The following is a 13525-nucleotide window of genomic DNA, read 5'->3' as shown; positions in this document are numbered from 1 at the left end:
TAGCCGCGACCGGGGAGCAGAGCGCAGAGTAGCTGAATTTCCCGGAGGCGATGCTTACGCATCTGTCCGGGTTACCGGCCCGCGGACGGCTGTTAACCTGTAGCCCGGGCAGGCGCTTTGCGCCGCCCCCGGGAGCTGATCGCAGAGTGGCATAATCACCCCTTACCGAGCGGAAACGGGCGATCCTGCACAACCGTTTTCATCACCAGCGTCGACCGCAGGTGCTGCACGCCGGGCATTGCCGAGAGTTTGTCATCATACAGTTTCTGGAACGCCGGGAGATCGCGGGTTACCACGTGCATCAGGTAGTCCGGATCGCCAAACAGGCGCTGCGCCAGCACGATTTGCGGTATCTCTTCCACAGCCTCCTCAAACGCGCTTACCGCTTTCTTATCGCCCTCTTTTAGCGTCGCGAAGACGATCGCCAAAAAGTTAAAGCCCATTTTGGCCGGATCCAGATTAGCCCGATAGCCGGTAATCACGCCTTCTTGCTCCAGCGTCCGCAGCCGTCGATGACAGGGCGAAAGGCTGAGATTCACCCGCTCGGCCAGCTCGGTTATCGACAGCCGTCCGTCAGCCTGTAGCTCAGCAAGAATTTTTCGATCGATGCTATCCATTTGGAAGATTTTCCCTCAGAAGAACGCCTTAAAGCATAACATTGAAAGCTCATTGCGCAATAAACTCGATATTCTTTCCCTCAAATAACCGCCGCTTAACGAGGGAAAATGATGAGAAATTGCCGTCAGCACGCAGAGGTGAGCCGTCCATGGAAATGAGCTTTATCGCCAGCTTTTGGCTGGTCTCCTTTCTGCTGATCATCACGCCGGGCGCTGACTGGGCCTATACCATCAGCGCGGGGATCAACGGACGGCGCGTGATACCCGCCGTCGCCGGACTCATGTCTGGCCACCTGCTGGCCACGCTGATCGTCATCGCCGGAATCGGCGTGTTAATCGCCAATCATCCGCTGGCGCTATCGACGCTCACGCTGCTGGGCGCGGGCTATCTGATGTGGCTGGGGATCGCTATTTTGCGCCATCCGCCGATGCCTGATACCCAGCAGCACAGCGCGGGCAGCTGGAATCGCTGGGCGATTAAGGGGCTATGCATTAGCGGCCTGAATCCAAAAGTCTTTCTTCTGTTTCTGGCCCTCCTGCCGCAGTTTACCGACCCCCAGGGAAGCTGGTCGGTTACGCAGCAAATGCTGATACTCAGCAGTTTACATCTGTTAACCTGCACACTGGTTTACCTGGTCGTTGGATACTGTTCACGCGCTATTTTAACAACCCGCCCTCATGTGGCGTATTTAATTAGTATGCTATCCGGCTCTATTATGATTCTGACCGCCTCCATCCTGATTTACGGAGAGTTGACTTAACCAAATAGCCAGAGTGTGAGAACAGATCTCACACTCAGTGTTATTCGTTGTTCTGCCGAAGCTAAAGCTTATATGTGAATATGCATATGCCAATCTTTGATTATGTACAGCTATTTGATACATGTAACATCTCTACTATCCTTCTCATCCATTACGTAGTTATACGTAATTCCCCCTCTCTCTTAAATGTTGAAATTGGTTTACTTCAGTCAGCTTTTTTAGTTTTGTTTAACATGTGTTGTAGTTTCTCTTTAGTAAAAAAGATATATTATCTTCGCACTGAGTTGGTTCCAGGAAAACCCTCACATCAAACAATTTAACTTATTGATTTTCCAACAATTAATAAATCAAAAAGCAAGCCAACGGCATTTTTGGGATTGAGACTCAAATACATGCCAGCATCATAAAAATGGATATAAACAAACAGCACACCATAACAAATGATACAATTCACCTCGCAAATTGAATACAACAAATAAATCATGAGAAGCATGTGAAGTAGCATAATAAAAGAATATCTATTGTACGTAACTCAAGCGGCTACAACTCTTTTATGCCACCAACTCTTACGCTTACTGGCTGGACGTCATTTTCTGCTCCGAGATATAAATCAGATTCATTATATTCTTATCCGAAATAATATTGATTTCACGCGCAGAAAAAAACCAATCTAAACATTCATGTTCAAGCAATAAAATGGAGTAATAATATATATCCTAAATAATTCGAATTACTGAACAAAGTGAATAAACGTTTTGAATAGCGCTTAGGCTGACCCCGACGGGGTGAAGCTGAAAGGCGAGTCCCCGGGAGTTACTGGAGTCAGTAACGGGGGTGAGCGAAAGCCCGTAAGGGCAAGGTCATCATGGATGACGACGAGTCACTCAGAAGCCAATGCGCAAGCAAGTGGAAGTATGACCGGTATACATTAGTTAAATGACTGTTAGCTGGATGCTAGCCCCATATCGCGTAATAAAAGGGACATTATGAAGAGCAATACAGGCAATACGAAAAGGAATTTCTTAACGCAAAACGAAATTGAGGCACTGTTAGCCGCAGCGAACACAGGAGCTCACGCCACACGTAACTACTGTTTGACGTTGCTGTGCTTTATTCACGGGCTACGCGCCAGTGAGATCTGCCGTCTGCGGGTCTCAGATATCGATCTTCAGTCAAAATGTATCTACGTCCACCGGCTGAAAAGAGGATTCTCGACCTCCCACCCATTAATTAATAAAGAAATTCAGGCATTAAAAAGCTGGCTGACTGTTCGGGAAACCTATCCGCAGGCAGACAGCGAATGGTTATTTTTGTCACGTAAAGGAAATCCTTTATCGCGGCAGCAGTTTTATCATGTTATCTCAGTCGCAGGTGGCAATGCCGGCCTGCCAATTGAAATCCATCCGCATATGCTTCGCCACTCATGTGGTTTTGCTCTGGCCAACATGGGCATTGATACCCGTCTGATTCAGGACTATCTCGGACATCGAAATATTCGCCATACCGTCTGGTATACCGCCAGCAATGCCGGTCGTTTCTATGGTATCTGGGATAGCGCCCGCGATAAAAAAAGGCGAGTTATTTTATAACCCTTCTCTTCGACGCCGATTACGGCGTCGAAATCCTTCCGTACGCAGCGAATAAATCTTTAGCGCCAACACATACCCACTCGTTACTATTAAAATCAAAACAGTCACACACATAACTACATTGCAAAATAATTATGACTTTCCGCACTGATTTGCTGTAATGCAAAATATTTAGGTAAGATATTTCTCAAACCCATCAGATTTAATTATTTTTCCTTTAATTTTAATAACCTGATAGCAGGGGGACTGCGCGTCTCTTGTGATATCAAATAAAAATCGATAAACATTATGGGTGACAAATTTGTCAGCTTGAACTTATCACAGCTTCAGTAACCCGTATTTATATACCCTAAATAAATCGCGTTGCAGGACAACACGGTTAACCGTTTTGCACAGCGCTTGCGCTGGCCGCGTAAGGAGGAGGCCGAGTATTGCCAACGCACAAGCAACTGGAAGTATGACGGGTATATGCGCAGATAATTTTCGGCTTTATTGCGGTGCGTCTGACGCATGCTGATGATTTGTCCCGCGACATCCGCCCACATGCATATATCAGGAGTGATACATTATGAATCGACGTCGTTTTCTTACAGCTAAAGAAGTTCAGGCAATGATGTTAGCTGTACGTCATGGCCCTACCGGCGAACGCGATTATTGCCTTATCTTGCTAGCGTTTCGCCATGGTATGCGCATCAGTGAACTTCTTGATTTGCATTATCGGGATTTTGATCTCAATGAAGGACGCATCAATATCCGTCGGCTGAAGAACGGCTTCTCCACGGTGCATCCCTTGCGTTTTGATGAACGTGACGCGCTTGAATGCTGGAGCCAGATTCGCGCCAGTTGGTATAGGGCAGATAAAAGCGATGCGGTGTTCATCTCGCGCCGCGGCACCCGACTTTCCCGTCAACAGGCTTACCGCATCATTAAAAGCGCAGGTATCGCTGCCGGCACCGCTACGCCTACCCATCCGCATATGTTACGCCATGCCTGTGGTTACGAACTGGCAGAGAGAGGAGCGGATACCCGCCTGATACAGGATTATCTCGGTCATCGTAACATTCGCCACACAGTACGATATACCGCCAGTAACGCTGCTCGATTCGCTGGATTATGGGAGAGAAAAAACTTATTAGCTGAAAATTTATACAATCAATAATTTATGGCTAATTTATTGATTTTTGTCTTTTTTTTGAAAAACGAATGGGTCAATTAGGACCAAACTGTCCGTATGATAAAAAAGTTTTGAAACATTCTGCAACTCAAATATGTTCTTTTTTGGCAAAATAAATATAACCACCTGATTTATAAATAAATTACCCTCCACCATTTATGGTATTCCTCCTCCTGTTTCAGCATATTCACTTTTCCATCGACTCTCATCATCAGCTTGTTTGTTTTCCTTTCCCACCTCACCACATACGATAAAGAACCAAGAAAACAACAAAAAACAGATTAAAAACCCGCTTAAAAAAATGAAAAGCGATAAAACAAGACATTTATTTCAATGAGTCAAAATGGTCCTAACTGTTACATCAGTCAGGTAAAAACTTTGAAGAACCGGCAGTCGGACCATCGGCTAAAAATGGAGTGCCTGGAAGGCATAACGACTGCCAACAACGGTTCGTAATATCGATAATGTTTAAAGGAAAACAACATGAAAATCAAAACACTGGCTATCGTTGCTCTGTCAGCTCTTTCCCTAAGTTCTACCGTTGCTCTGGCCGCAACCACCACCGTAAACGGCGGCACCGTGCATTTTAAAGGGGAAGTGGTCAACGCAGCCTGTGCGGTAGATGCCGGTTCTCTCGATCAAACCGTTATGTTAGGTCAGGTGCGTTCAGCAAAACTGGCTACCGCTGGCAGCACCAGCTCTTCCGTTGGTTTCAATATCCAGCTGGATGAATGTGACACCACCGTTGCAACTAAAGCGTCTGTTGCGTTCTCTGGTACTGCGGTTAATAACACCAATACAAACGTACTGGCACTGCAGAACTCCGCTGCGGGCAGCGCAACCAACGTTGGCGTACAGATCCTCGACAGCACCGGTACCCCGCTGGCACTGGATGGCGCAACCTTCAGCAAGGCGTCTACCCTGAACGACGGCACTAACGTCATTCCGTTCCAGGCTCGCTACTACGCAACCGGTGCAGCCACTGCCGGTATCGCTAACGCTGACGCGACCTTTAAAGTCCAGTACGAATAATCCATTTGTTGGCAAGGAAGCAATTCGGGCCAGGATGGCCCGTTTTTCACTAAACAACTGGAGCGATCACGATGCATAAAATGAGATTAGGTTTGTTCATTTTTCTGCTACCGCCACTCGCCCTGGCGGGTAATCGGTGGAACGTCACTTTACCCGGTGGAAATATGCGTTTTCAGGGAGAAATTATCGCTGAATCCTGCCGGGTAGAAGCCGGGGATAGGCAGATGATCGTCAATATGGGACAGATCTCCAGTAACCGATTTCACTCAGCCGGCGAGGATACCTCCCCTGTGTCTTTCGATATTCATCTGCAGGACTGTAATACCACCGTTAGCCGGCATGTTGGCGTAGCGTTCAGAGGGGTCGCAGACGGTAAGAATCCAGACGTACTTTCGATTGGTGAAGGACCGGGGATTGCTACAGGTATAGGTATCGCGCTATTCGACAAAGATAACAGCCTCATACCGCTCAATCACCCTCCCAGAAGGTGGATGCAAATTTATTCCGGGCCTACCACTCTCCATTTCGTTGCAAAGTATCGGGCCACAGGAAAACAGGTGACTGGAGGCGTCGCAAATGCGCAGGCCTCATTTTCTTTAACCTATCAATAACTGGCCTGCCAACCTACCGAAAAGGGAAATAACGGTGAATACACAAGGAATATATGTGAAAAATAAGCTGAAAATGACACGTGGCCTGCTGGCAGGCATGATGATGACTGTCCTGGCAAGTTTTACTTCCTCCGCTGAAGCGGGCGTGGCTTTAGGGGCAACCCGAGTTATTTATCCAGCTGAACTCAAACAGGTCCAGCTAGCCGTCACTAATAATGACGAGAAAAGCACCTATTTGATTCAGTCATGGATCGAGAATAATGACGGGAGTAAAGATGGTCATTTTGTCATCACCCCACCGTTATTTTCTATGCAGGGGAAAAAAGAAAATACTCTGCGAATTATCGATGCCACTAACAATCAATTACCGCAGGATCGGGAAACGCTTTTCTGGATCAATGTTAAAGCTATTCCTTCAATGGATAAATCAAAGCTTAATGATAATACCCTGCAGTTGGCAATCATCAGCCGTATCAAGCTCTATTATCGCCCGGCAAACCTGGCGCTCTCGCCAGATCAGGCTGCAGAAAAACTAACATTTCGTCGTAATGGAAATGTTCTCACGCTTAGCAATCCAACGCCGTACTACCAGACGGTCACCGAGCTTAATGCTGGAAAACGGGTACTGGAAAATGCGCTGGTGCCGCCTTTAGGAGAGACCTCCGTCAAATTACCGTCCGATTCAGGTAGCGAAATTACCTACCGGACAATTAATGATTATGGCGCGCTGACCCCGAAAATGACGGGTAAAACACAATAACTTAAGGCAATAGTTAACGCTATCGCTTGAAATAAAAAGAACTGACAGCCGGCGATTTTAGACCGGAGGGACTATGTCATATTTGAAATATGGACTTTACCATTTGGGCTCACAATGCATTCGACGCAATAACCTGCGCTCAACACGCATCCTGGCCAGGATTCCCCTTTTTATTTTACTCACCTCACAGGCTTTTTCTGCGCAGGCAGAGTTTTATTTCAATCCACGGTTCCTGTCAGACGATCCTACCGCCGTAGCGGATCTGTCCGGTTTTGAAAATGGACAAGAGATACCGCCGGGAACCTACCGTGTGGATATATATCTCAATGACGGTTATATGACCACCCGCGACGTCACGTTTGATGCCGGAGATAAAGGTAAAGGATTGCTGCCCTGCCTTACCCGCGGGCAGTTGGCCAGCATGGGCCTCAGCACCTCTTCAATCGCAGGGCTGGGGGAACTGCCCGCCGATAGCTGCGTCCCCTTACTTGAGATGATCGAGGATATGACGATCCGTTTCGATGTGGCTCAACAACGTCTTTACCTCACCATTCCTCAGGCATTTATGGGCAACCGCGCCCGCGGTAGCATTCCTCCGGAGCTGTGGGATGATGGTATCAATGCGCTACTGCTGAACTACAACTTCACCGGCAACACCGTGCATAACGATATCGGCGGCAGCAGCAACTACGCGTACCTGAACCTGCAGAGCGGGCTGAATCTGGGCGCCTGGCGCCTGCGCGACAACACCACCTGGAGCTACAGCAGCGGTTCCGCAAACAACGAAAATCAATGGCAGCACATTAACACCTGGCTGGAGCGAGACGTTACGCCATTACGCTCGCGCCTGACCCTTGGCGACAGCTACACCAACGGCGATATCTTTGACGGCATCAACTTCCGCGGCGTGCAGTTAGCTTCCGACGATAATATGCTGCCGGACAGCCAGAAGGGTTTCGCCCCGGTCATTCACGGGATTGCCCGCGGCACGGCCCAGGTATCGGTCAAACAGAACGGCTATGAGATCTACCAGAGCACGGTACCGCCCGGCCCGTTTACCATCAACGATCTCTATGCGGCCGGTAATAGCGGCGATCTACAGGTCACCATCAAAGAGGCCGACGGCAGCAGTCAGGTGTTCACCGTCCCTTACTCTTCCGTTCCGGTGCTCCAGCGCGAAGGCTACTCCCGCTATACGGTCACCGCCGGCGAGTACCGCAGCGGCAACAATCAGCAGGAGAAACCTAAATTCTTCCAGGGCACGTTGCAGCAAGGACTCCCGGCGGGCTGGACGCTGTACGGCGGCACCCAGCTGGCGGACCGCTACCACGCCTTTAACCTCGGCGTGGGGAAAAACATGGGGGAGCTGGGGGCGCTGTCGCTGGATGTCACCCAGGCCAATGCCACCCTGCCCGATGACAGCGATCACCAGGGTCAGTCGGTCCGCTTCCTCTATAACAAGTCGCTGACGGATACCGGCACCAATATTCAGCTGGTGGGTTACCGCTACTCCACGCACGGCTACTTCAGCTTCGCCGATACCACCTACAGCCGGATGAGCGGCTACAACGTCGCGACCCAGGACGGGGTGATTGAAGTGAAGCCGACGTTCACCGACTACTACAACCTCGCTTACAACAAGCGCGGCAAAATACAGGCCAGCATCACCCAGCAGCTGGGGCGTACTGCGACTCTTTACCTGAACGGCAGTCATCAGACCTACTGGGGCACCGGCAAGGCCGATCAGCAGCTCCAGGCGGGGCTGAACACCGCCGTCAATGATATCAACTGGACGCTCAGCTACAGCCTGACCAAAAACGCCTGGCAGCAGGGGCGCGACCAGATGCTGGCAGTCAACGTCAATATTCCGTTCAGCCACTGGCTGCGTTCCGACAGCAAATCGGCCTGGCGGCACGCCAGCGCCAGTAGCAGCATGTCAAACGATCTGCATGGTCGGATGAGCACTCTGGCGGGCCTGCACGGCACGCTGCTGGAGGACAACAACCTGAGCTACAGCATGCAGACCGGCTACGCCGGCGGCGGTGAGGGCAACAACGGCGGCACCGGCTACGCGGCGCTGAACTACCGCGGCGGCTACGGCAACGCCAACGTCGGCTACAGCCGCAGCGACGGTATCAAACAGCTGTACTACGGCCTGAGCGGCGGCGTGCTGGCTCACGCCGACGGCGTCACCCTGAGCCAGCCGATGAACGACACGGTGGTGCTGATCAAAGCCCCCGGCGCAGACAACGTCAAAGTGGAAAACCAGACCGGGGTTCAGACCGACTGGCGCGGCTACGCCGTGCTGCCCTACGCCACCGAATACCGGGAAAACCGGGTGGCGCTGGACACCAACAGCCTGGCCGATAACGTCGACCTGGACGATGCGGTTGTCAGCGTCGTCCCGACCCACGGCGCGATTGCCCGTGCGGAGTTTAAAGCCCACGTCGGGCTCAAGCTGCTGATGTCGCTCATCTATAACGGAAAGCCGGTTCCCTTCGGCGCGCTGGTCACCCCGGCCGGTAGCCAGGGCAGCAGCATCGTCGCCGATAACGGCCAGGTCTATCTAAGCGGGATGCCGCTGGCTGGCAAAGTCCTGGCGAAATGGGGCGAAGGTCCGAACGCCAGCTGCGAGGCTGACTACAGCCTGCCGCCCGAAAGTAAGAACCAGGCATTGAGCCAGCTGTCGGCAGTCTGCCGTTAAGGAAGTCATGATGATGAGAATACCTTTTTATCTGCTGAGCGCCGTCCTGTCGCTGGTGATTACCAACGCCAGCGCGGCGGACAGCACCATCACCATCAGCGGCTACGTTCGCGATAACGCCTGCGCCGTGGCGGGTGAGTCGAAAGATTTTACCGTCGATCTGATGGATAACGCCACGAAGCAGCTGCATAGGGTTGGAGCCACAACGCCTTTGGTGCCGTTTCGCATTGTGCTGTCGCCCTGCGGCAGCGCGGTCACCTTGGTGAAGGTCGGCTTTGTTGGCGTTGCCGACAGCATCAATACCGACCTGTTACAGCTCGATCGCGGCACTTCAGCGGCGGCGGGGATGGGCGTGCAGATCCTTGACGCGCAGCAGACGGCGCTGCCGCTTAATGCCGCGTCGTCTGCAATCCCGTGGACTATTCTGGCCCCCAGCCGGACCAACACGCTGAACTTTTACGCCCGGCTGATGACCACCCGGGTGCCGGTCACCGCCGGGCACGTTAGTGCTACCGCGACATTCACGCTCGAATTCCAGTAAACGGAGGCTCTGATGAAATGGATTCATGCCGGGTGGCTTCTGGCAATCACGCTGACCGCATTTTCCCCGGTGCTGCAGGCCACCGACATTACTATTACCGTTAACGGCAAAGTGGTGGCCAAACCCTGTACCGTTTCCACCACTAACGCCAGCGTCGATCTGGGGGAACTCTATACCTTCAGCCTGGTATCAGCAGGTTCCGCGTCGGCCTGGCACAGTACCGAGCTCGATTTAAGCAACTGCCCGGTCGGCACCTCGCGGGTCACCGCCAGCTTCAGCGGCTCGGCGGACGCCACGGGTTACTACAGAAACCAGGGTACCGCCCGCAATATCCAGCTTGAGCTACAGGATGAAGGCGGAAACACGCTGAACACCGGTGCGAGAAAAGAGGTGCAGGTGGATGATTCAACGCAATCAACCCGGTTTCCTCTCAAGGTCAGGGCGCTGACGGTCAACGGAGGCGCGACTCAAGGAACGATCCAGGCGGTGATTTACGTCACCTATACCTACGCCTGAATCAGGAGAAATAAATGAATTATCAAAATCAGACCACGTCAAAGATTGGGAAGCTGATATACAAGATTTTTTGTATTTTATCATTAGTAGCAGGTTACTCTACGGCTGCTCACGCCTTTACCTGCTATGACGCTACGGGCGTGACCCTGGACAGCTTATACGGCGATCAGTCCACAAACGTCTATGTTAATTTACAGCCGTCCCTGGGGGTTGGCCAAAACCTCGTCGTGGACTTATCTCAATCCATATTTTGTAAGAATGACACTCCAGAAGACCGTAACGATTTTACAAGCATACTGCTGGGCTCATCCTACAGCGGCCTGCTTGCTAACTTTACCGGATCGCTGAAGTACTATGGCTCAAGCTATAACTTCCCGCTGACTTCGAGTACGGCAAGCTACAATTTGCGCTCAGGTAATTTTGTTCCCTGGAATGCGATGCTTTATCTTACTCCAGTCTCTGCCGCTTCCGGAGTTGTCATCAAGTCGGGCTCATTAATCGCCAGGTTGGTTATGCTTCATGTCGGTACCAACGTTCATAATGATACCCGCGAGTATCAGGCACGTTTTACATGGAATATCTATGCGAATAATGACGTCATTGTGCCTACCGGCGGCTGTGATGTCTCATCCCGCAGCGTCACGGTTAATCTTCCCAACTACCCCGCCTCAACGGCGATTCCATTGACGGTACACTGCGCGAAAAATCAGGCGCTGGGTTATTACCTCTCTGGCACCACCGCGGACGCAGCCAATTCCGTTTTTACCAATACCGCGTCATCTTCGGCGGCTCAAGGTATCGGCATTCAGCTAACCCGAAATAGCAGCGTTATTTCAGCCAATAAAGAGGTTTCTTTAGGAACGGTAGGCACCTCACCGGTCAATCTCGGGCTGATCGCTAATTATGCCCGAACCAGCGGCCAGGTTACCGCCGGCAACGTTCAATCGATTATTGGGGTGACATTTGTTTATCAGTAATTTCTTGCTGCAACAGCCCCGGCTGCCGATGGCTTATAACCTTTCCCCGGCCATATGGCTGGTAACGATTTAGCTTACAGAAGACGCTACAATACGCGGCCGCCAGCTCTCGACTCAAATTGTTGCGCCAGCATGCTGGCGCATTTATTCAGGCGCGAATATCGTCGTACTCGCGAGTATTATCAAATTCATGTTTAGCAAACGGGCATAGCGGTATAATTTTACGCTGCTCGCCGCGCATTTTTTCCACCACTTTCGCCACCAGCTTTTTCCCCACCCCCTGACCTTTCAGGCTGGGGTCGACGTCGGTGTGTTCAATAATGCTGAGGTGCTCGCCCGTGGGTACAAAAACAATTTCCGCCACCTGCTTCCCGTCGGCGTCATTGACGTAAAACTTGTTATGACCTTCCAGTATTTCCATCATTTCCTCGCTTATTTTTGGCGATACTTTAGTGCGCCGCTCGGGCAGGTATCAATAACCTTAACCACCGTGGCCACGTCCACTTCATCCGGGACGATCCACGGTTTGCGTTTCAGGTTGAAAAGCTTCGCGCTACCGCGCACGCAGTTACCCGAGTGCTGACAGATATCGGTGTTAAAGTAGACATCGATTTTCTCGCCGGTATAGGCGCGATAGCCCGCTTCCAGTAGTTCTTTATCCATGACATTGCCTCAGTTCTGACTATTTTTTTAGCTTTGGCTCTAAGCATAGCCCTGCCAACAACCGCTGACTATCGGCGACGGGCGAAATTTATATTCCAGCGGCCTCACGCCATTAATGCAGAATGAATGATTTTCTATGCACTCGTTATCCAAAGAAAATGTTCTGTTTATCGATGAAATACAGACGCTTCGGTTATATCTATCTTTTATTTCCCCGGTAGGGAGATTACACTCATTTCACCTTAACCCGAGCACTCAGGTATTCAGTCTTGAATCGCATTGTAAAGCTGCCGCGCCCTACGCTCTTATTCTTGCTATTTACGCTCTCCGGCTGCTCATTATCCCCGGCGATTCCGGTATTAGGCGCCGCATTCCCGGGCTGGTTTTTCTGCTTAACAGGCGCCGCGCTGTTACTTATTCCCTGCCATATCCTGATTGTGCGTAAAGGATGGCAGTCGCGATTTTCTCCGCTGGTCTTCAGCTATCTGGCGCTGATGTTCCTGTTCGCCACGATTCTGTGGTTCCTGCTCTTCGTAAACTAGATACCTATGACCTCATCCCGCTCAAGCGTTATCCGCAAAAAATGGCCCCTGCTGGCGCTCGTTCTCGCCGCTATCGTGGCGCTGATTCTGGTTATCTGGCAGCTGCAAACCTCGCCGGAAACCAACGATGCCTATGTCTATGCCGACACCATCGACGTGGTGCCGGAAGTGAGCGGGCGGATCGTCGAGATGCCGATTCGCGACAATCAGCGGGTAAAAAAAGGCGACCTGCTGTTCCGCATCGACCCGCGCCCCTACCAGGCGATGCTTGATGATGCCAAAGCGCGGCTGACCACGCTTGATGCGCAGATTATGCTGACTCAGCGCACGATCAAAGCGCAGGAGTACAACGCGCAGTCGGTCAGCGCCGCCGTTGAACGCGCTAAAGCGCTGGTTAAGCAAACCACCTCTTCACGCATTCGCCTTGAGCCGCTGGTACCGCAGGGGTTTGCCTCCCAGGAGGATCTTGATCAGGCGCGAACGGCAGAAAAAGCGGCGCGCGCCGAGCTGGAAGCCACCCTGCTGCAGGCCAAACAGGCTTCCGCCGCCGTGACCGGCGTCGATGCCATGGTGGCGCAGCGGGCGGGCATCCTCGCGCAAATTGCGCTGGCCGAGCTGCACCTCGAATTTACCGAAGTCCGCGCGCCGTTTAACGGCGTGGTGGTGGCGCTGAAAACCACGATCGGCCAGTACGCCTCGGCCCTGAAGCCGGTCTTTACCCTGCTTGATGACGACCACTGGTACGTGGTGGCGAACTTCCGCGAAACCGATTTAAAAAACGTGCGGCCCGGCGTTCCGGCCAGAATCACCGTGATGACCAACCACAGTCGCGCCTTCGAGGGCGTAGTCGACTCGGTCGGCACCGGCGTTCTGCCCGACGGCGGCAGCGTGATTGAAGGCCTGCCGGTGATCCAGAAGAGTATCAACTGGGTCCACGTCTCCCAGCGCTTCCCGGTCAAAATCGCCGTTAAAGACCCCGACCCGAACCTGTTTCGTATGGGCGCCTCCGCCAGCGCCGTTCTGCAGCCGCAATAAGGA

At 51.8% G+C, this 13525-nt stretch carries 15 protein-coding genes; 12 read left to right on the top strand and 3 right to left on the bottom strand.

The features are described from left to right. Window positions 1-155: 155 nt before the first annotated feature. Entirely contained in the window at window positions 156-617 is a 462-nt protein-coding gene (locus tag ABLV30_RS05800; protein WP_014226704.1) for an Lrp/AsnC family transcriptional regulator, read from the bottom strand. 149 nt (window positions 618-766) lie between these two features. Here ABLV30_RS05800 and ABLV30_RS05795 point away from each other — a divergent pair, with 149 nt between their 5' ends. The 10 genes from ABLV30_RS05795 (at window position 767) to ABLV30_RS05750 (ending at window position 11282) form a co-directional block, all read left to right on the top strand. Then, window positions 767-1378 (top strand): LysE family translocator, encoded by a 612-nt coding sequence (locus ABLV30_RS05795; protein ID WP_025106051.1) that lies wholly within the window; start codon window positions 767-769, stop codon window positions 1376-1378. Between the two features lie 986 nt (window positions 1379-2364). Beyond that, a complete protein-coding gene (locus ABLV30_RS05790; RefSeq protein ID WP_025106050.1) occupies window positions 2365-2967 on the top strand; it encodes a tyrosine-type DNA invertase in 603 nt (200 codons plus the stop codon). 568 nt (window positions 2968-3535) lie between these two features. After that, window positions 3536-4126 (top strand): tyrosine-type DNA invertase, encoded by a 591-nt coding sequence (locus ABLV30_RS05785; RefSeq protein WP_025106049.1) that lies wholly within the window; start codon window positions 3536-3538, stop codon window positions 4124-4126. Window positions 4127-4624: 498 nt separating this feature from the next. Continuing rightward, window positions 4625-5173, top strand: a complete 549-nt coding sequence (fimA, locus tag ABLV30_RS05780) for a type 1 fimbrial major subunit FimA (RefSeq protein WP_025106048.1) — start codon at window positions 4625-4627, stop codon at window positions 5171-5173. A gap of 71 nt (window positions 5174-5244) precedes the next feature. Further along, the gene (locus ABLV30_RS05775) at window positions 5245-5784 is read left to right on the top strand and encodes a fimbrial protein (protein WP_025106047.1); all 540 of its coding nucleotides are present in this window, start codon (window positions 5245-5247) and stop codon (window positions 5782-5784) included. A 73-nt stretch (window positions 5785-5857) separates the two neighbouring features. Further along, window positions 5858-6544 carry a fimbria/pilus periplasmic chaperone gene (locus ABLV30_RS05770; RefSeq protein WP_029946879.1) on the top strand — a complete coding sequence of 229 codons (687 nt, stop codon included), beginning with the start codon at window positions 5858-5860 and terminating at the stop codon, window positions 6542-6544. 73 nt (window positions 6545-6617) lie between these two features. Further along, window positions 6618-9248 carry a fimbrial biogenesis usher protein gene (locus ABLV30_RS05765; protein ID WP_265802145.1) on the top strand — a complete coding sequence of 877 codons (2631 nt, stop codon included), beginning with the start codon at window positions 6618-6620 and terminating at the stop codon, window positions 9246-9248. 10 nt (window positions 9249-9258) lie between these two features. Further along, entirely contained in the window at window positions 9259-9789 is a 531-nt protein-coding gene (locus tag ABLV30_RS05760) for a fimbrial protein (RefSeq protein WP_348865568.1), read from the top strand. A 12-nt stretch (window positions 9790-9801) separates the two neighbouring features. Beyond that, complete coding sequence (locus ABLV30_RS05755) at window positions 9802-10305, top strand: fimbrial protein (RefSeq protein ID WP_048260352.1); 504 nt, start codon at window positions 9802-9804, stop codon at window positions 10303-10305. Between the two features lie 14 nt (window positions 10306-10319). After that, window positions 10320-11282 carry a fimbrial protein gene (locus ABLV30_RS05750; protein ID WP_048260354.1) on the top strand — a complete coding sequence of 321 codons (963 nt, stop codon included), beginning with the start codon at window positions 10320-10322 and terminating at the stop codon, window positions 11280-11282. 148 nt (window positions 11283-11430) lie between these two features. Here ABLV30_RS05750 and ABLV30_RS05745 read toward each other — a convergent pair whose 3' ends face one another. Both ABLV30_RS05745 and yjdI read right to left on the bottom strand, forming a co-directional pair. After that, window positions 11431-11703 (bottom strand): GNAT family N-acetyltransferase, encoded by a 273-nt coding sequence (locus tag ABLV30_RS05745; RefSeq protein WP_014226706.1) that lies wholly within the window; start codon window positions 11701-11703, stop codon window positions 11431-11433. Window positions 11704-11714: 11 nt separating this feature from the next. Beyond that, window positions 11715-11945, bottom strand: coding sequence for a 4Fe-4S mono-cluster protein YjdI (gene yjdI / locus ABLV30_RS05740; protein WP_004134525.1), 231 nt, complete (start codon window positions 11943-11945; stop codon window positions 11715-11717). Between the two features lie 269 nt (window positions 11946-12214). Between yjdI and ABLV30_RS05735 the strand changes: the two genes are divergently transcribed. Both ABLV30_RS05735 and mdtN read left to right on the top strand, forming a co-directional pair. Then, window positions 12215-12487 (top strand): YtcA family lipoprotein, encoded by a 273-nt coding sequence (locus tag ABLV30_RS05735; protein WP_014226707.1) that lies wholly within the window; start codon window positions 12215-12217, stop codon window positions 12485-12487. A 6-nt stretch (window positions 12488-12493) separates the two neighbouring features. Then, window positions 12494-13522 (top strand): multidrug transporter subunit MdtN, encoded by a 1029-nt coding sequence (gene mdtN, locus ABLV30_RS05730; RefSeq protein ID WP_014226708.1) that lies wholly within the window; start codon window positions 12494-12496, stop codon window positions 13520-13522. The last annotated feature ends 3 nt before the right edge of the window (window positions 13523-13525 follow it).

The organism is Klebsiella sp. CN_Kp113 (assembly GCF_040064585.1).
GTDB classification, from domain to species: domain Bacteria; phylum Pseudomonadota; class Gammaproteobacteria; order Enterobacterales; family Enterobacteriaceae; genus Klebsiella; species Klebsiella michiganensis.
This window is presented reverse-complemented; position numbering and strand designations above follow the sequence as displayed.